General features: G+C 68.5%; 20 protein-coding genes. 9 read left to right on the top strand and 11 right to left on the bottom strand.

Annotated elements, in window-relative coordinates; all coding sequences use genetic code 11:
• Positions 1 to 221 precede the first annotated feature (221 nt).
• Positions 222 to 830 (top strand): TetR/AcrR family transcriptional regulator, encoded by a 609-nt coding sequence (locus EDF63_RS16365; RefSeq protein WP_123314104.1) that lies wholly within the window; start codon positions 222 to 224, stop codon positions 828 to 830.
• Positions 831 to 907: 77 nt separating this feature from the next.
• Here EDF63_RS16365 and EDF63_RS16360 read toward each other — a convergent pair whose 3' ends face one another.
• Positions 908 to 1,477 carry a TetR/AcrR family transcriptional regulator gene (locus EDF63_RS16360; RefSeq protein ID WP_071303668.1) on the bottom strand — a complete coding sequence of 190 codons (570 nt, stop codon included), beginning with the start codon at positions 1,475 to 1,477 and terminating at the stop codon, positions 908 to 910.
• Positions 1,478 to 1,594: 117 nt separating this feature from the next.
• Between EDF63_RS16360 and EDF63_RS16355 the strand changes: the two genes are divergently transcribed.
• Positions 1,595 to 2,260 (top strand): SDR family oxidoreductase, encoded by a 666-nt coding sequence (locus EDF63_RS16355; protein ID WP_071303667.1) that lies wholly within the window; start codon positions 1,595 to 1,597, stop codon positions 2,258 to 2,260.
• A gap of 69 nt (positions 2,261 to 2,329) precedes the next feature.
• On the opposite strand, the gene EDF63_RS16350 is transcribed toward EDF63_RS16355, so the two are convergent.
• Positions 2,330 to 2,941 carry a hypothetical protein gene (locus EDF63_RS16350; protein ID WP_123314034.1) on the bottom strand — a complete coding sequence of 204 codons (612 nt, stop codon included), beginning with the start codon at positions 2,939 to 2,941 and terminating at the stop codon, positions 2,330 to 2,332.
• Positions 2,942 to 3,010: 69 nt separating this feature from the next.
• Here EDF63_RS16350 and EDF63_RS16345 point away from each other — a divergent pair, with 69 nt between their 5' ends.
• Both EDF63_RS16345 and EDF63_RS16340 read left to right on the top strand, forming a co-directional pair.
• Positions 3,011 to 4,210, top strand: a complete 1,200-nt coding sequence (locus EDF63_RS16345; RefSeq protein WP_123314033.1) for an ABC transporter permease — start codon at positions 3,011 to 3,013, stop codon at positions 4,208 to 4,210.
• A gap of 99 nt (positions 4,211 to 4,309) precedes the next feature.
• Complete coding sequence (locus tag EDF63_RS16340) at positions 4,310 to 5,386, top strand: amidohydrolase family protein (RefSeq protein ID WP_083414126.1); 1,077 nt, start codon at positions 4,310 to 4,312, stop codon at positions 5,384 to 5,386.
• Between the two features lie 46 nt (positions 5,387 to 5,432).
• Here EDF63_RS16340 and EDF63_RS16335 read toward each other — a convergent pair whose 3' ends face one another.
• Positions 5,433 to 5,855, bottom strand: a complete 423-nt coding sequence (locus tag EDF63_RS16335; RefSeq protein WP_123314032.1) for an ester cyclase — start codon at positions 5,853 to 5,855, stop codon at positions 5,433 to 5,435.
• 155 nt (positions 5,856 to 6,010) lie between these two features.
• Between EDF63_RS16335 and EDF63_RS16330 the strand changes: the two genes are divergently transcribed.
• The 3 genes from EDF63_RS16330 (at position 6,011) to EDF63_RS16320 (ending at position 7,310) form a co-directional block, all read left to right on the top strand.
• Positions 6,011 to 6,394 carry a MarR family transcriptional regulator gene (locus EDF63_RS16330; protein WP_260233143.1) on the top strand — a complete coding sequence of 128 codons (384 nt, stop codon included), beginning with the start codon at positions 6,011 to 6,013 and terminating at the stop codon, positions 6,392 to 6,394.
• A complete protein-coding gene (locus tag EDF63_RS16325; RefSeq protein ID WP_260233142.1) occupies positions 6,391 to 6,570 on the top strand; it encodes a hypothetical protein in 180 nt (59 codons plus the stop codon). The genes EDF63_RS16330 and EDF63_RS16325 overlap by 4 nt, the downstream gene beginning before the upstream one ends.
• Positions 6,571 to 6,890: 320 nt before the next feature.
• Positions 6,891 to 7,310, top strand: coding sequence for a GNAT family N-acetyltransferase (locus tag EDF63_RS16320; protein ID WP_123314030.1), 420 nt, complete (start codon positions 6,891 to 6,893; stop codon positions 7,308 to 7,310).
• 46 nt (positions 7,311 to 7,356) lie between these two features.
• Here EDF63_RS16320 and EDF63_RS16315 read toward each other — a convergent pair whose 3' ends face one another.
• From EDF63_RS16315 to EDF63_RS16290, 5 genes are all read right to left on the bottom strand, one after another.
• Positions 7,357 to 7,866 carry a GNAT family N-acetyltransferase gene (locus EDF63_RS16315; RefSeq protein ID WP_123314029.1) on the bottom strand — a complete coding sequence of 170 codons (510 nt, stop codon included), beginning with the start codon at positions 7,864 to 7,866 and terminating at the stop codon, positions 7,357 to 7,359.
• Between the two features lie 431 nt (positions 7,867 to 8,297).
• Positions 8,298 to 8,663, bottom strand: coding sequence for a GntR family transcriptional regulator (locus tag EDF63_RS16305; RefSeq protein WP_123314027.1), 366 nt, complete (start codon positions 8,661 to 8,663; stop codon positions 8,298 to 8,300).
• Positions 8,660 to 9,556: a hypothetical protein gene (locus EDF63_RS16300; protein ID WP_148061804.1), complete on the bottom strand. Its 897-nt coding sequence runs from the start codon at positions 9,554 to 9,556 to the stop codon at positions 8,660 to 8,662. Before EDF63_RS16300 ends, EDF63_RS16305 begins: the two co-directional genes overlap by 4 nt.
• A 116-nt stretch (positions 9,557 to 9,672) precedes the next feature.
• A complete protein-coding gene (locus EDF63_RS16295) occupies positions 9,673 to 10,482 on the bottom strand; it encodes a hypothetical protein (protein ID WP_123314025.1) in 810 nt (269 codons plus the stop codon).
• Between the two features lie 62 nt (positions 10,483 to 10,544).
• On the bottom strand, positions 10,545 to 11,504 hold the full coding sequence (locus EDF63_RS16290; protein WP_123314024.1) for an NAD-dependent epimerase/dehydratase family protein: 960 nt from the start codon (positions 11,502 to 11,504) through the stop codon (positions 10,545 to 10,547).
• Positions 11,505 to 11,700: 196 nt separating this feature from the next.
• Here EDF63_RS16290 and EDF63_RS16285 point away from each other — a divergent pair, with 196 nt between their 5' ends.
• Positions 11,701 to 12,309: a hypothetical protein gene (locus tag EDF63_RS16285; RefSeq protein ID WP_148061803.1), complete on the top strand. Its 609-nt coding sequence runs from the start codon at positions 11,701 to 11,703 to the stop codon at positions 12,307 to 12,309.
• Between the two features lie 58 nt (positions 12,310 to 12,367).
• Positions 12,368 to 12,874, top strand: coding sequence for a GNAT family N-acetyltransferase (locus tag EDF63_RS16280; RefSeq protein WP_123314022.1), 507 nt, complete (start codon positions 12,368 to 12,370; stop codon positions 12,872 to 12,874).
• Positions 12,875 to 12,931: 57 nt separating this feature from the next.
• Here the strand turns inward: EDF63_RS16280 and EDF63_RS19010 are convergent, their stop codons facing one another.
• The 3 genes from EDF63_RS19010 to EDF63_RS16275 form a co-directional block, all read right to left on the bottom strand.
• Positions 12,932 to 13,057 (bottom strand): hypothetical protein, encoded by a 126-nt coding sequence (locus EDF63_RS19010; RefSeq protein WP_260233141.1) that lies wholly within the window; start codon positions 13,055 to 13,057, stop codon positions 12,932 to 12,934.
• Positions 13,058 to 13,475: 418 nt separating this feature from the next.
• Positions 13,476 to 13,631, bottom strand: coding sequence for a hypothetical protein (locus tag EDF63_RS18775; protein WP_185021473.1), 156 nt, complete (start codon positions 13,629 to 13,631; stop codon positions 13,476 to 13,478).
• Between the two features lie 364 nt (positions 13,632 to 13,995).
• A complete protein-coding gene (locus EDF63_RS16275) occupies positions 13,996 to 16,785 on the bottom strand; it encodes a fibronectin type III domain-containing protein (protein ID WP_148061802.1) in 2,790 nt (929 codons plus the stop codon).
• Between the last annotated feature and the right edge of the window lie 64 nt (positions 16,786 to 16,849).

Here is a 16,849-nt window from a genome sequence, read left to right as displayed (position 1 = left end):
GGTTACGGACGGCGGTGTCGAGAAAGACCCGCAGCGAGGACCCTGCCCCACCCGCGATCGCGGTCCCGAGAATCAGCCAGCGGCCTCGGCGTCGAGGTTGTTCACGAATTGACTCCTTTGTCAGGGAAGGTGCAGATCAGACGCTAACACGAAAATCTACACTGGTGTAGGTGTTTTCATACCTACCATCCCGCTACTCGCGAAGCGACAGAATGGACGCGATGAACACCAAGACCGAAAAGGGCTATGCCGCCGGCCGAGCTCGACGCGAGCAGATCGTCGCCGAAGCCACTCTGCAATTCGGTCGAGTCGGCTTCAACGGGGCCACGATCCTCGAGATCGCCGCCGCCTGCGGAATCTCGCGGGCCGGGCTCCTGCACCACTTCGCGACCAAGGAGTCCCTTCTCGAGGCGGTGCTCGAAGAGCGCGACCGGGCAGACCGAGCAAGTTTCCGTCGCAGCGGCTCCGCCCAGTCGGGCGGCGTGGGCGTCCTCCGCGGCATGGTCGACCTGGCTGCACGGAACGCCGAGCTCCCCGGCATCATCGCGCTTTACGCCGTCCTCTCGGCGGAGGCAACCGACCCGGCGCATCCCGCTCACGAGTACTTCGTCAAGCGCTACGCGCGCATCCGGTCAGGCACCGAGACAGCCCTTGACAAGGCAAAAGTGGCTGGCGACTTAATCGACAGTGTCGACGTCGCCGCGGCAGCCATCGAGCTCACCGCCTTGATGGACGGCCTGCAGGTGATGTGGCTCCTGGACCCCGATGGCATTGACATGGCTGCACAGGTCCGACGCGCCGTTCAACGACTCCTAGTTTTCCCTCTGTGAGGCACTCGATTTCGCCATTGCGCTAGCGATACGGAGGCGGCTTTGCCGGTGGTGCGGACGCGAGGCTCGTCGCGGCGTCAGCCCTGGATGGTCCAGGCAGCGGAGATGCTCCGGTCGACGACACGGCGCCATCCGTCCGGAGCGGCAGGGTCATGGCTGGCCATCCCGGCCATCCACAGGACGGTCATCAGGTCCTCGGTGGTGAAGTCCTCGGCGAGCACGCCGGCGTTGTGTGCGTTGGCGACGAGTTCCGCTCCGAGCGCCATCGATCGTTCGCATGCGTTGATGAGGAGCACGGCGTCGGGGTATCGCCGGAGCATCGCGTCGTTCATCGCCGGGTCGCTCCGCTGCAGGTCGATCATCTCGGCGATGAAGGTCTCCAGCTGCGCGCGCGGACTGTCCTGGGCCAGTGTCCGTTCCCGCAGGGTCCGAAGCTTCGCGCCCGCGATGTCGGGCACGACGGCGTCGATGAGGTCTTCGCGCGATCCGATGCGGTTGTAGAGCGTGCCGATGCTCACCCCGGCTTCCCGGGCGATGTCCTCCAGGGGAGCGGACAACCCTCGCTGCGAGAACACGGCGATGGCGGCAGCGCGCAGCTTCTGGAGGTTCGCCTGCGCGTCTCGACGCAGACGGGGTGGGGTGCTCACAGCGACTCCGAAGGAACTTGAGGGCGGTCTCAACATATGCTGCAGTGGATTTGAGGACGGTCTCAACTTACCGCACCAGCTTGCAGGGCCCGGCGGTGGGCCACGGAAGGACGCATCATGCCCCTCATTACCATCATCGGCGCAGGCCCTGGTCTGGGTCTCGAGATCGCGCGGGCCTTCGGGCAGAAGGGCTTCGACGTCGCGCTCGTGGCCCGCAGCCAGGCGAACGTGGACTCCCTGGCGGGTGAGCTCGTCGCGGAGGGCATCCAGGCTCGTGGTTTCACCGCCGACGTCAGCGAGCCCGACACGATCCGGACTGCTCTCCGATCGATCCGGGAGACGCTCGGGCCGATCGACGTCCTCGAGTTCTCCCCGGCTGACCGGACCCTGGAGTCGGTCGACGCGGTGGACGTGACGATGGAGAACCTGCAGCCACAGCTCGACTTCTACCTCGGCGGCGCCATCGCGGCCGTCGGGGAGGTCCTGCCGGGCATGATCGCGGCGGGCGCCGGCACGGTCCTCGTGACCACCGGTGGCGGTGCGCTCGCCCAGACGCCGGTCCGCGGGAACGTCAACATCGCAGCGGCGGGGCTCCGGAACTGGACGCTCAACCTCAACGCCGCTCTCGCTGACAAGGGTGTCTACGTCGGGTTCGTCGCCATCACCGCGCTGATCGGCGGTGGGCGACCGGACGCTGAACCGGCGGTCATCGCGCAGTCCTACGTGAAGCTCCACGACGAGCGGCGGGATGCCGAGCTGCACTACGTCGCGTACGACGGCTGACGCTCCTCCCGCCCGGGCTGCTGGCCTGGGCGGGATCCGCCGGGCTGCCGGGACCCGGGTCCGCGCGGTTCAGCCAGCGCCAGCCGCTGCCGCTGCGAAGGTCCGGAGAGCCGCCACCTGCTCGGCCGTGCTCGGGGGCGCGTCCGCCATCTGCCACGTCGACACGAGCGCGATCATGCCGCCGATCGTGAAGGTCCGGGCGTCCCCGGTCAGAGCGATCTCCGATCCTCGGTGATCGTGGTCCGACTCCGACAGCCAGGTCGTCATCGCGTCTGCGAGCACCTCGGCAACACGCTCGCCACGTGGAACGGCGCGCAGCTTGTCGAAGAAGCCGCGATCCGCACGTCCCGCGGCGAGCAGCGGTTCGATCCCGCGCTCCCGAACGGCGTCAGTGAGGGCCTGTGGGAGGTTCGCCGCGGCCTCGTCGAGCGGAAGCTGGTCCTCGAGGAGGCGGCTGATCCAGAGGTCCGTCGCCAGGTCACCGACATTGCTGTAGTGGTTGTGGAGGGCCTGCCTGCTCAACCCAGCACGCTGTGCCACGGCGCTCATCGAGATCGTCTCGCCCTTCGGCGTCTCGGACACCAGGGCGGCCAGTGCCCGGATCAGGGCGGCGCGGCTGCGGATGATGCGCGGGTCCACCCGCTGGCTCGCGCGTGGCGCCGTGCGCGCTCCCTCGGTCATGAGTCCATCTTGCCAGAGCCCGAACCCTGATGTACGTTCGTCATCTACTGGACAACTGTAAAGGACACCATGACGCACGTAACCGAGCCCGCCACTGGCCGCGGAGACGGCCCGCAGCACCCCGAGTTCGAAGCGGCGGTCGCGGGCGGCGCGCTGGACTCCGAAGGGCCGGGATCAGCGCATCGCTACCGGAACGTGATCCTCGGCGGGATCGCGATCCTGCTCCTGGCGATGGCGATGCTGACGAGCTACTCGAGCGCGTTCGGTAACCCGACGCCGAACAACGTGCACCTCGCGGTCACCGGCGACGCTGACGCGATCGTCGCGCTCGAACAGCACGGATCGCTGGATCTCACCGTCGTGGCCTCCGAGCAGCAGGCGCGAACCGCGGTGCTCGACCGCGACGTCGACGGCGCTGTCGTGTTGCCTGCACCGGGGAAGGGCGCCGGCGTCACCACCTACATCGCCAGCGGCGGCGGCCGGGGCCTCGGACAGGCGATCTCAGGTATCGGTGACTCGATCGCAGCGAAACTGCAGACCACCAACACGGCCACAGACCTCGCGCCCCTGCCGGAGAAGGACCCGGTCGGGTCGATCGAGTTCTACGCGATCCTCTTCGCCGGCCTGGGGGCCGCCCTCGGCGCGACAGTCTTCGGGCGCATCCTCGGCACGGTCGACACAGCCGCGAAGTTCGTCGAGCGCAGCATCGTCCTCGTGCTCTACGCCGGTCTCCTCGCCGCACTGATCACCCTGTGGATCGACTCCGCCCTCGGCGCGGTGACCGTCGGCCCCTGGGCGGTGTTCGGGATCCTCTGGCTGACCGGAGTCGCCATCGGGGGAGCGGTAACGGGCGTCGCAGCACTCGGCGGAACCATCGCGGCGCTGGTGATGACGCTCGCCCTGGTGATCCTGGGGAACACGTCTTCCGGTGGTCCCCTCGGGATCCACGTCCTCAACGATTTCTTCCAGACGCTCTACTACGTCTTCCCGCAGGGCGACGCGCTCGACCTGCTGCGGTCCGTCCAGTACTTCGACGGCGCCGCGGTCGCCGCCCCGATCATCCGGCTGAGCATCTGGGCTGTGGCAGGCATCCTGCTCACGCTGACAGCGATGCTCATCCGGAACCGACGCGAAGCTGCGGCTCGACCGAAGGGCGGCCTCCGCTCCGAGCAGGATCCCCGCCCGACTGCCGGACCCTCGGGCTCCCACCTCGAGGCCGCTGCAGTCACGCCCAACGCGGCCTTGCTGCCGTTGACCCCAACGCCCTGAACACAACAGGGGTCCTCGACGGGCGGGGATCCCTCATGACACCCACTCCTGCACACGACAACCAGCCCTCATTGCTGAGGACGATCGGAGGACCGCACCATGCCAGGAAAGATCGATGTCCACCAGCACCTGCTCCCGCCACGCTACTTCGAGGCACTGGCAGCGGCAGGATCGCAAGCGATGGGGGCCGGCGCCCCGGCGGGCGCCCGGGCGGATGCGCCGGCTGCGACCGGAGGGTCCGCGCAGTGGGACCCGTGGGGTGCGAGCGGCGGGACCGCACCGCGACGAGGCCCCCGGGCCATCGGCGGCTGGTCGATGCCGGAGTGGAGCCCCGAAGCGACGATCGCGATGATGGACGAAACGGGGATCGAGACCGGGATGCTCTCGATCAGCGCACCGGGCGTGCACTTCGGTGACGACGCCGCGGCGCGCGAACTCGCCCGCGAACTGAACGACTACCAGGCCGAGCTGGTCCGTGAGGCGCCAGACCGGTTCGGGCACTTCGCGGTGCTGCCGCTGCCGGACTTCGACGGTGCGGTCGCCGAAGCCGTGCGAGCACTCGACGAACTCCACGCCGACGGGGTGCTCCTGCTGTCGAACGCGCACGGACGGTACCTCGGCGACCCCGCGTACGAGCCGCTCTGGGCAGAACTCGCCGCCCGCTCAGCCGTGGTCTTCGTGCACCCCACCGCACCACCGATCGCCCAGTTGCCGGGGATGCCCACCGCACTGCTGGACTTCCCGTTCGACACCACCCGCACCGCCGTGGACCTCGTCGCGCACGGCGTGTTCGACCGCTACCCGAATCTTCGCGTGATCCTCTCCCACGCCGGCGGGTTCCTGCCCTACGCAGCCAGTCGTTTCAGCGCCGCCGCGATGTTTAACCCGGACACCACGCCGGAGAGCATCCAAGCGGGCCTCCGGAAGTTCTACTTCGACACCGCCCTGTCCGCATCTCCCACCTCGCTGCCGTCACTGCTGGCCTTCGCGGAGCCCGGCCACGTCCTCTACGGCAGCGACTTCCCCTACGCACACCCCGACTGGAGTGCCCGCTTCGACCACGACCTGGACACCTACGACGGCCCCGGCGCAGAACGACTGGGCGAGGTGCTCCGAACAGCCGCCGAACAGCTCTTCCCTCGCTTGACCGCCGAGCGCGTTCCGGGGAGCGAGTGAGTGTCGAAGCGGTTCGTGAGTCATCAGGGTGCGCCAGCCTGACCGTTCAGCCGAGTGTTGGCGGGAGCGCCCCGATCTGCCCGAGGATGCTGAGCACGTCCGGCTGGCCGACCTCGTCGATGATCAGTCCCTCGTCGAAACGGTAGAAGTTGCTCGCGTTCGCGACCACCGTCCTCCCCGTAGCGGGGACACCGAGGAACTCGCCGTCGTGCGTGCCGCGGAGTTCGAAACGTGCTGCGACTGTGTCGCCCTCGACGACGATCCGGTCGATGCTCCACTGGATGTCAGAGAACGCGCTCCGCATGATCGTCAGGATCTGCAGGTACCCCGGCAGCCCGCGCAGCGGCTCGGGCGAGAACGGCGTCAAGAACGCCGCTTCCGGTGCGATGACCGTCTCACCGATGGACGGGTCGGCGCTGTTGATGAAGTCGACGAATCGCAGGAAGGAGAGGCGTGTGTCTGTGGTCATGGACAACTACTTTACATAGCAAGTAGATGCCGTAGAGTCGAAGCATGAGCACGGACCTTGCACCCCTCCACGGAACCGACGCCCCGGATGACCGGACTGGGCGAGCGGCGCGTCTGCGGGAGTACTTCGCCGCGCTGGTGCGGCACGAGACCGACGTGTGGAACGCGGTCGAGAAGCGGATGCGGGGCGAGGGCGTGCTGAGCCTGGCCCGACTGGAGGTGTTGCGGATCGTCCAGGCAGCCCCATCGGGCGCCCGGGTGCAGGACGTCGCGACCGGCGTCGGGACGTCGATCGCTGCAGCCAGTCGCTTGCTCGATCGGCTCGCCGCGGATGGTTTCCTCGAGCGTTCGACGGACCCGGACGATCGGCGCAGTGTCCGCAGTGTGCTCTCGCCCCAGGGGAGAGATGCCTTCGCCCTCGCGGACGAGCGGTTCGACCAAGCGCTGGACGCCGTGCTCGCGGATGCCGGTGCCGCGGCGATCGCAGACTGTATCGCGGCACTCGAGCGCCTGCAGTCGACGTTGGAGGCAAGGCGATGACGGCGACCATGCGGGCCGTCGTGATCGACGCACCCGGCGGCCCCGACGTGTTGCACCTCCGTGAGCTGCCGGTCCCGATCCCAGGCCCGGGCCAGGTGCTGATCCGTGTGGGAGCGTTCGAACTCAACCGGTCCGAGCTGCACTTTCGCCGCGGCATCGGCCATTTCGGAAGCTAGCGGTGCGTGGTCGGGTGAAGTTCCACGCCCCTGCCCCGGACGCGAAGATCGACTGGGACGCGGCGGTTGCAACGGCTGGCGCCCTCGCAAAGATCTGACCGTCGGCGTTCGGCATCGGGCGCGACGTATCGCGGACTGTGCCGGTGCCGTCGTGTTCCCAGGGCCACGGCTATGCGCAGGGGTCTCACCAGCTCCTGCGCGGACCGGAGTCGAGACGAAGTTGCAACGGCCCGCCCCCACAGCCCAGTGGGCTCGTGCAGACCGTGCGGTGAGCGATCGGCTACTGAACGATCTGGTAGCCGTACTGAGAGACTGTCGCCGTGTGCTTCCACGTCGGTCCCGAACGTCCTTCCCGGAACGAGCTGCATGAGTTGTACGACGCAGTCGGGTGGGCTGCCTACACAGACAAACCAGAGCAACTCAAGAGCGCGATCGACGCCTCGTACCTCGTGCTTGCGGCACGGAGCGAGGACGGCAAGTTGGTTGGGCTCGCGCGTACCGTGTCGGACGGGCTGACGATCATCTATGTCCAAGACGTGCTCGTCGCCCCCGCCTTTCAGCGTGAGGGCGTCGGTGGTGCATTGTTGGACGAGGTACTGCGGCAGGCAGCGAACATCAGGCAGGTTGCGCTTATGACGGATGCCGACCCGGGGCAGCGTGCCTTCTATGAATCTCGTGGCCTCATCGAGGTCCACGATGCGCGGCCACATCAGCTCCGGTCGTTCGTCCGGCTCGCCTAACGCGGACGCAAGCGCGATCACGCCGGCCGTCCCGTAGGCGGATCGTTTAGCGAGACGGGTGGTTGGGTGTCCCCATCTGCCGGACCCAGCGTTCCTCGTGCAGCCCGGTCCCCGGATCGATCTGCCGTTCCCCTCGGCGATCAAAGCCGTGTTTGGCGTAGAAGCGCTGGGCCCGCTTGTTGAACGAGAAGACGAGGAGATGAGCATCCTCTTCGTCGAGTGCAGCGCCGAGGAGGCTTGCGGCAAGCCCGGTGCCGTGAGCCTTTCGATCGACGTACATAGTAGAGAGCTCGAGGTTCGGCAATCTGCTCGAACCGTCCGAGCTGCGGCTCGTGCTCGCGACGCCGATGATCTGTCCCCCGAGCGACTCCGCTACGAACACGAGTCGACTGCCGGCGCCGATGCGCTCTGCCCACCGGTCCGCCGCTGAACCGACCGTCTGGGAGTTCAAGAAGGAGTCAGGGACTATGCCGCGGTACGTCTGCTCCCACGCCAGCGTCTGAAACAGTCCGATCGCCGCGGCGTCATCAACATGGGCCCGCCGGATACTCGCCATCAGATCAGTGTGAGGGACGCTCGCTCGGGCGTTGCGACGTCCCGCTTGCCGATGGCCTACCGGACAACTGCATTGTCGTCTGCCAGGTCAGCGCTTGTCCTGGTTACGGAGACTCCAGATGCCGAGGTAAAGGGACCAAGGCATGAGAACGACCAAGGGCAGCCACGAACCGACCATCCTGGTGTCAAGGACCAGGTTCAGAAGCCCTAACGCAAGCATCAGCGCAGCCGCGACTACGGCCAACCAGGCGAACGCGCGAGGCCAGGGCTTCATCGATCTCACGACGGGATCCTACCGGGGCGCCGATGCCCGGCAGCCGATCGGCTATCGGACGCGGCAGGTGCGCTTCGCCAGCGCCGACTCGCTGTATCTCGGGTGCAGCGCGGGCGTCCACTGGAGCAGGTGCACGCAGACGGTGCTGACGCGTCGGCTCACTCAGGAGGCGTCGGGTGCTCGGCCGCCCACATGGCGTCGAGCGCAGCGTGCAGCTGCTCGATGCCGATATTGTGTCGGTCGGCGTCCTCGACGCTGCGGCGCAGCGCGTCGAGGACCGCGCCGGGCAGCGCGCCGCTCCGCTCGGCTACCCGCGTGCCCGAGCCGAGGCGAGTCACCACGAACCCTTCGGCGTCGAGCCGCTGGAACGCCTTCGCGACGGTGCCCGGGGCGACCGACATGTCGCGGGCGAGCTGCCGGACCGACGGCAGGCGTGCGCCCGGCGCGAGCAGTCCGACGGCGATCCATCCCCGGATCAGCTCGGCGATGGTCTCGGCCCCGGTGGGCGCACCGGGACCGATCACGCGCGGACAGGTCGGTGGTCCGACCCGACACCTGCCGATACGGATTGACGACGGCCCAGGAGCTGTGCAACGACGAGTGCGAGGCCGAGGCCGACCACGCAGTGCGACGAGAAGTCGAGGACGGGACCCAGAGCGGCGAAGGACGTCCCGAACTCGATCGTCCCGGCTTCCGTGCGTGGGATGGACGTGCGCAGTGACGACGCCTGGGCGACGAACTGCCAGGCCGACCCGAGCGTGAGGAGCAGTGCAGAAGTGGCGCTCCGGAGCACCGCGGAAGACCTGTCACGCCGACGGAGGTCGTCGCCAGCTCGGTTCGCGTCCGCCCGCGGGGCGCGCGCGATCCGGTGCAGTCCGGCAAGCGTGACGACGACGAGCGCCGCAGCCGCCACGACGACGGGCAGGCCGTAGTACCAGCCGAAGAACTCCGTACTCGCAGTCGCGTCCCCGACCGGAATCGTGATGAACGCGAATCGGCCCTCGTCGTCCTGGGACGACAGTAGCCCGGCGCCGAGCACGGTCAGCGCGAGAACGACCGTCGTGGCGGCGGCCGCCAGCACCTCGACGCCCCTGGCGAACGTCAGCGGGCTCCGGCGGCGCAGGTCGAGCACGGGCTGGTCGGTAGTCACAGGGATGGTCGCACCGCGCCCAGCGACGAGAACCGCGGCGACGCCCGCGGCGATCGGGAGCACCTCAGGCCACCATCGAAACTGCCCGATCATCGAGAACGACAGGACCAGGGGCAGCACCCACCCGACGACGCCGACCACAGCCGCCGCCAGGCGGTCCCTGGTCGGACCGCCACCGCCGGCGCGACGTCCGTCGACGTGCGCGAGCACACTTCCGACCACCAGAGCGACGGCGAGTGCCACCGGCACCCCACTCGAAATCACCATCAACACGAACATGCGAACCCCCTCACACAGGTGTACCACGGGCATGGCACACTTGGGAAGAACGAAGCCGCCGTCAATACGTCCGCTGACCGATCCCTCCCGGGCGTCTGGTCGTCTCAGGGCCCTGGTTTCGGCTGTCGGCGGGGATTGAGGAGATCGCCGTCCCAGCTCAGGTCGTCATCTTCGTGCACCTCGAAGGTCTCGAAGCGGTCGTCCGCGAGGATGCTGTCGACGAGTGCGCGTGAGCCCGCGACGATCGTCGAGTCCCAGTCTTCCTCCGACGCGACGACCCAGGCGTGATCCTCGGGCCAGATCAGCGACGTGTAGGGACCCTCCTGGCCCCAGCGGCTGCATTCCCATCCAGGCACGGTGCGCTGCGCCCACATCGGGTCCGCAAGCTCGCCCAGGCTCGAGCTGAACAACCACATGTCCCGACCTGGCCAGTGCATCTGTATGCGAGCGCGCGCGAGCGCGTTCCGACCTCCCTCTGCCCAGGGCGGATTGCCGGTGCCTTCCCACGCTCCGATGACCAGGTCGTCCGGGGCCCGTGTCGTGGCCCGCAGGTGCGTGGTCAGCACCGCGAGATCCTCCGGGTCGAACCACCCGTCGTCGGACTGACCGACACGCCACCCATCCGACCAGTCCCTGGTCTGCTCTTCGTCAGTGATGCGCCACCACTGCGCCAGGGGATGCATCACCCGGCCGTTGCGGCGCGCGACCTCGGCCCACCGCCAACGCGTGTGCTCGACATCGACGGGATTGCCCCACTCGTCGAGCGTGTTCGGGTCAGTACGGTGCGCATCTACCGGGTGCAGCAGCCTCGCGTACGCCTCGAAGCCCTTGCCAGCGACACCGCCGACAGCCGCCCATCGGCCAGCGCGCTCGACAATCCACTGACCACGCGCGGCTTCGGTCAGCAGAATCACCCCGTCAGCATGGCACCGCAGACGCCGGTGTCTCGCGCGAAGCAGTCTCAGTCGACGATCGACTACCGGACGTCTTGCAGGACGCTGCTTTCTTCGGCGGCCGACAGACCCGAGCGACGTGGCCGGTCCAACCCCCGAAATCGTTCATCCTCGAGGACGTCAGCCACGGTCGATTCAAGCGGTCGAACACGTCCAGTCATCTGCTGGAAGATCCGCGCAGATCGCTGGGCCATGGCTGCGTCAGATAGCGGCAACCACAGCGGCAGCGATCGGGGTCCCGCCCAGTACCGGACGTCGTGCGCAAGCAGCACCTCGTCCTCGACCTCCTCGAATGCGCCATCGAAGTGGGTGACAGCCGAGACTCGTTCAAAGAACGTACTCATGGGCATGACATCCCCAACGGCATTGGCGACTCCGACGTGACCGTCCCGCGCTGCCCGGCTGAGCCAGGCAGAGAGATCAGCGACGTCGATCACTTGAACGAATCGACCGGCCGTTGTCGGAATGAGCGCTGGACCGCGCCTGCTCAATCGTGCCGGCCAGTACCCGAACCGGTCGCTCGGATCGCCGGGGCCGACGATGAGGCCAGGTCGGGCAATGAGCAGTCGGGCGCCCAGCCGGACCGTGCTGCTGCGCTCGGCCGCGACGTTCGCGTCCGCGTACTCCGCGAGGTTCGTCGGTTCCACCAGCGTTGCTGACTCGTCCGCTCCTGGCTCATCGTTACGGGCGTACACAGAGACCGTCGACACGAGCGTCCAATGCGCTGCAGTGTCAGCAAGTTCTGCGAGGGCTGGTTCGACGAGCTCCGGCTCGCTGGACAGTTCGATCACCTCATCCCACTCGCCCCGGACCGACTCGTATGCGTCGGCTGCAAGCCGATCCGCGCGCACGAACCGTGCGCCCTCCGGCACCGCTCCGGACTCGCCTCGCGCAAGACACGTGACCTCGACTCCCGCCGCGATGAGATCGCGCACAATCGCTCGCCCCAGCCACCCTGTCCCACCCAATACCAGTGCTCGCATGCCCCCAGCCAACCGTCCCGACGGCGCCGCCGGACGCACATCCGCTCAGAGCGCACGCGCTTGGGCGCGGTAACAGATCCCCTCGAGCCCTCCCTCTCGGTTACGCGCCTCGGCTTGACCGTTCGCTAACCGATCGGCTATCGAGACGGCGGTACGAACGAGCGCCGACACCGCGGCGACGTGCAAGTCTGTCAAGGTGAATCTCGAAGGCCTGCCCCGCCTATCCGCTCCTAATCGGTGGGTCTATGTCGTCTGCAAGATCGTCGTTGAGTCCGTGAGCATGGATGCGCGGCTGCGAGCACTGCTGGCAATCATGCGCGGCCAAACGGAGCCGGACGCCGCCCTGGAGGCGGCCCCGCCGTGGAACAAGAGCATCACCGACTGCCGGGAGCTTCTTCCCGCCATCGCAGATGACACCACTCGAGCTGCGGTCGCGGCTGTTCTGGGCGAGGCTGACCATGCATGGAACGAGCGGAACCGGTACGTCCACGACATGCTCATCGACAAGATCGCAGCCGACGACGATTCTTATCCGACAGTGGTCGGATCGAAGGGCGACGATCAACGGCTGCGAATGAGGCTCGCGCGCGACAAGAAGGGTGGCGCGCCGGCCGCTGAGGTGGTCTCCCTCGATCATGCCGTCGAGCTGGTTGAGCAGATCGTGTCGGCCACCTGGCGTCTGCAAGCTGCGCGGGGCTACCTCCTCGGCCGGACGAACATGTGGCGTCCTCTGCTCTTTGGGCACGTCACCGGAGTCTGGGACGGATCCGTCGAATGGATTTCTGTTGACGAGGACGACGACTGAGGCGTCTCGGTAGCCGATCGATCACCGAGACGTCCTTCGGGACTCCTACGCTTGCGGCATGGCACGACATATCCGGTTCGCCCAGGCAAGCGACGCGCACGCTGTCGAGCGGATTGAGAACGACGCGGACCAGCTGCTCGTTGATTACCTTCACGCCGACGTGTGGTCCGCAGCCCCTCCCGGGATCACGCGACTCTCCGAGTCCGGCTTCCTGCTCGCCGTCGACGTCGACGGCGAAGTCGCTGGATTCGTGCAAGTGCTCGAGGTGGACGGCAACTGCCACCTAGAGCAGCTGTCGGTGGCGCCGGCGCAGCAGGGCCTGGGTCGAGCGCTCGTCGAGGCTGCAAAGGACCAAGCTCGCGAGCGTGGCTACGAGCGCATCTCTCTCCGCACGTACGCAAGAGTGCCTTGGAACGCGCCGTTCTACGCAACAGCCGGCTTCGCCGAGGAAGCGCCAGCCACCTCGTTCCACCGGTCACTACTCGTGGTCGAGGCCGAGCATGGCCTCGACCGGCATGGACGACGAGTGCAGATGAGCGCGCCCTTGAGGATCATGCACCCGTAGACGATCGAGAAACGCGACAGCTTCAACGTCAGCCCCTCGTCGACCACGGTCCACTGGTCAGGTCGCGATGGCGGAGGACTGGGTCGCGAGAGCCCACACGATCACAACGATGATGGCGACGAAAGCGGCTACGCCACCGATGATTGCCGCCAGCCGGTCAGCCCGGCGTTCTTCGTCGCTCATGGTCCCACTGTGTACCGGATGTGAGGCACGGAGAGGTTCGATGACCGATCGGCTACCGGACAGGCGCGTCCGGCCAGCGTCGCATCGGCCTTCCTCGTGATGGGCCTGGCGTGCTACTGACGCCGATGCGGACCGTGACCACGACACATGGTCTCCCGACATGGATCCTCGGCATCATCCTTCTCTTCAGCGGCGTGGGCCGATGCGCTCATCGGCCGAGCCCGAGATCACGATTGAGTCGAACCAGCTGGGAGCACCCGGCTGCTGCGCATCCGGGTGCTCTGCGGTGAAGGATGCCCTTGGCCCGCCGAACCATCGGCTCCCGGTACCCCTTCGCGCCGAGCGGCGAGCAAGCTCCGCGAGGTCGTCGGCTAACCAGGAGAGGACGGACGCGTGCTTCCCCTGACCAGGATCGGCGCTAGCCCTGTTTCCAGCCGAAGTGCGCGCCGATGACCACGATGACGACCACGACGGCCGCCGCCCCGACCCATACGCACCACTTGAACACCTGACGACCGCGTTCACTCTTCGGCAGCCAGCCGTCACCTGCAGCGGGACCAGGACTCATCGACACGAGACCGAACGTACTGAAGACGAGCCGGGAAGCCAGTGTCGCGTCCGGAGTGAACGCCAGTGGCGCGCGGCTGCTGCGTGGCCGCACCGAGTCACTCTTCTCGGGTCGTTCGGACAGCTAAGGCGATCGGAACTTCGCCGGGCTCCATCGAGCGATCGGCTACCGGCCGGTGGCCACCTCAGTCGAGTTCGTCGACCTGGTGCGGCGCGGACGCGCCAGCGTAGGGCTCCGGGGCGACGAGCCCGGTTGTGTCGCGGACGCGACCCGCCGTGCGCCGCCCGTTGACGGGGGAAGCGCACCAGACAACGGACTGGAGGCCGTGCTCACCACGTGAGCACGGCCTCCAGTCCGTCGTGTGGTCGCGTCAGGACCGCTGGCGGCTCCGGCGGACGCCCGTGCGGACGGCGAAGCCGAGCAGCACGGCGAGCAGCGCCGCCAGGGCCATCGGGCCGGTGCCGTCGGAACCCGTGTAGGCGAGCTCGTCCGCGGCCGGGGCCGTGGTGGCGCGGTCATCCTGGTCCGCGACCGGCGCCGCGGTGGGAGGCACGGAGGCCTCCGCCGTGGGAGCCGCGGTGGGCTCTGCCGTCGCAGGCACCGTCGGCGCGGTCGTCGGCGGCGTGACGACCGCGGTCGGGCTGACCTCGACGGTCAGCGACGCGCTGACCGAGCCGACCGACGCCGTGATGACGTGCGGCGAGGCGTGGTGGAACGTGACGGTGTCGCCGTGGATCTCGTCCGAGGCGACGCTGCTCGTGAGCACCACGTCGCCGGGCGTCGCGAGTTCGTTGCCGTACGCGTCGGTCCCGGTCGCGGCGACGCGGATCGTCGTCCCCTGCTGGGCCGTGATCGTGCCGTCGTCGTCACCCGTGCCCGCCGTGTCCAGGGTGAGCGCGTCGAGAGCGCCAGGGGTGACGTCGATCGCGACGGTCGAGACGGCGGGGAACCCGACGCCGTTGTCCGCGGTGATCCGGATGACCGACTGGCCGGCCTTCGTGGGGATCCCGGTGATGTCACCGGTGTCCTCGTCGAACGTCAGCCCTGCCGGCAGCTCGCCGTCGAAGGTGACGGTCGGCGCGGGGGAGCCCTCGATGTCGACGTGGTAGCGGAACCGCTCGCCGGCGACGGTCGTCGTCGGCAGGGTGCTCTCCGGGGTGACCGTCGCGGGGATCCCGGCGACCGGCACCGTGCCGTCGGAGGTCACGGTGAGCGTGTTCCATCCGGCGAGGGTGCCGGTGACCTCGACGCTGATGACGTGACCGAGGTCGGCTTCGACGGGGGTGTAGGCACGGTCCGTCGCGCCCTCGACGGCGGCACCGTCGCGGAGCCAGCGGTAGGAGAGCTCGGTTCCCGGGGCCCAGCCGGTGCTGCGCGCGGTGAGCTCGGCTCCGACCTGCGCGGTACCGGTGGCCTCGATCGCGACGGCCGCGTGCTGCGTGCCGGCGACGACGGCGGTCGCGGCGGATGCGTCGACCGTGCGGTCGGTGTACCCGTCGAGGTGCCCGGTCACCGTGACGCCGATCACGGCGTCGACGTCGTCGGCCGTCGGCGTGTAGGTGGCGTCGGTCGCGCCGTCGATGGCGACGCCGTCGCGGGTCCACTGGCGGTCGAAGGACGTGCCCGCGAGCCAGCCGGCGTCCGTGGCGGTGAGCGTGGTGCCGACCGCGGCGGTGCCGTCGATGCCGACGGTGCCGTCCTGCGTACCGTCGCCCACGACGACCGCTGTGCTGGCGACGGAGTACCGGTCGTAGCCCTCGGCGGTGCCGGTCGCGACGACGTGCAGAGCGTGCCCGGCCTGGGCAGCGGTCGGCGTGTAGGTGGCCGAGGTCGCGCCGGTGATGGCCCGCTCGCCGTCGAACCACTGCAGCGACACCGTCGCGCCGGACGGGGTCCAGCCGCTGGTCGTCGCGGTGACGGACTCGGCGACGGTGGCCGCGCCGGTGGTGACCGTGCCGGTCTGCGTGCCGTGTTCCGCGACGACGGCATCCGAGGTGGCCGTCGTCGCGGTGTACCCGCGCGAGGTGACCGAGGCGATGACGAAGACCGCGTGGCCGCCGACGGCGTCACGGCCGGTGACCGTGTACTGGGCCGTGGTCGCGCCGTGGATCTTCACGTTCGTGCTGTCGCGGTACCACTGGTAGGTGACCGCGGAGTCGGAGGGGACCACTGCGGGGAGCGACGCGGTGAGGACCGTGCCGGCCTGCGCGGACGAGCCGACCGTGGCGTCCTGTGCGTCGGCGATCCGGACGGCGCCCGGGGCGATCGTGCCGGCGGCGACGGTACCGAGCTCGGCGGTCTTCGTGGCGGTGTGCCGGCCGACGGCGTTCGCGGTCACGGTGACCTGCACGGCCTTGCCGAGGTCGTCCGGGGTCGGCGTGTAGGTCGGAGCCGTGCTGACCTGGGCGCTACCGACGGTCCACGACCAGGTGAGGGTCGGGGCGGGGGTCCAGCCGTCCGACTTCGCGGTCACGGGCTTGCCGACCGCCAGGGCCGTATCGTCGACGGTGAGCGTCCCACCCGCGAAGTCGCCCATGGGCGTCGCCGTCGCGGTGGTGCTCCACGCGCCGGGGCCGCGGTCGGTCGTCGCGCGGACGCGGAAGTCGTAGGCGGTGCCGTCCGTCAGGCCGGTGACCGTCGCGGTGGTGGCCGTCGTCGCGGCGGGCGTGCTCCAGGAGCCGGAGCCGCTCGGGGCGTACTCGGTCTCGTAGCCGGTCAGTGTGGTGTCCACCGGCGGGGTCGGGGCGGACCACGACAGCGCCGTGGTGCCGTCGCCGGCGGTCGCGGTGAAGGAGCTCGGTGCGGCGATCGACAGGACGTAGGTGCGGTAGTTCAGCGAGTACTGACCGTTGTAGCTGTTGCTGCTGAGGACCGCGCCCTCGCCGGCCGCCGGAGTGGAGTTGAGCCAGTACGCGCCGACCGGCACCCCGAGGAAGTAGGTCGAGCCGGCCGTGATGGTCGGCGGAGACGGGAACTCCACCGTCTGCCATCCCTGTTGCAGCGAGATGGTGCCGGAAGCGAGCACGGTGCCGCTCGCCGACGAGCCCGAGTACACCGAGATGGTTCCGGAGGTGGCACCGTCCGTGTAGTACTGCGTGTTGTTGGGGTAGAAGTTGAAGTCAGCGCCGGTGAGCTGTCCACTCCGTCCAGCGACGAACACCTGGCCTGAATCCGGCCCGGCATAGGCTCCCAGAGACTGGCCTTCGCTCGAGCGGTCGAGCGTG

Source organism: Curtobacterium sp. JUb34, from assembly GCF_003755065.1.
In the GTDB taxonomy this organism is placed as follows: domain Bacteria; phylum Actinomycetota; class Actinomycetes; order Actinomycetales; family Microbacteriaceae; genus Curtobacterium.
This window is presented reverse-complemented; position numbering and strand designations above follow the sequence as displayed.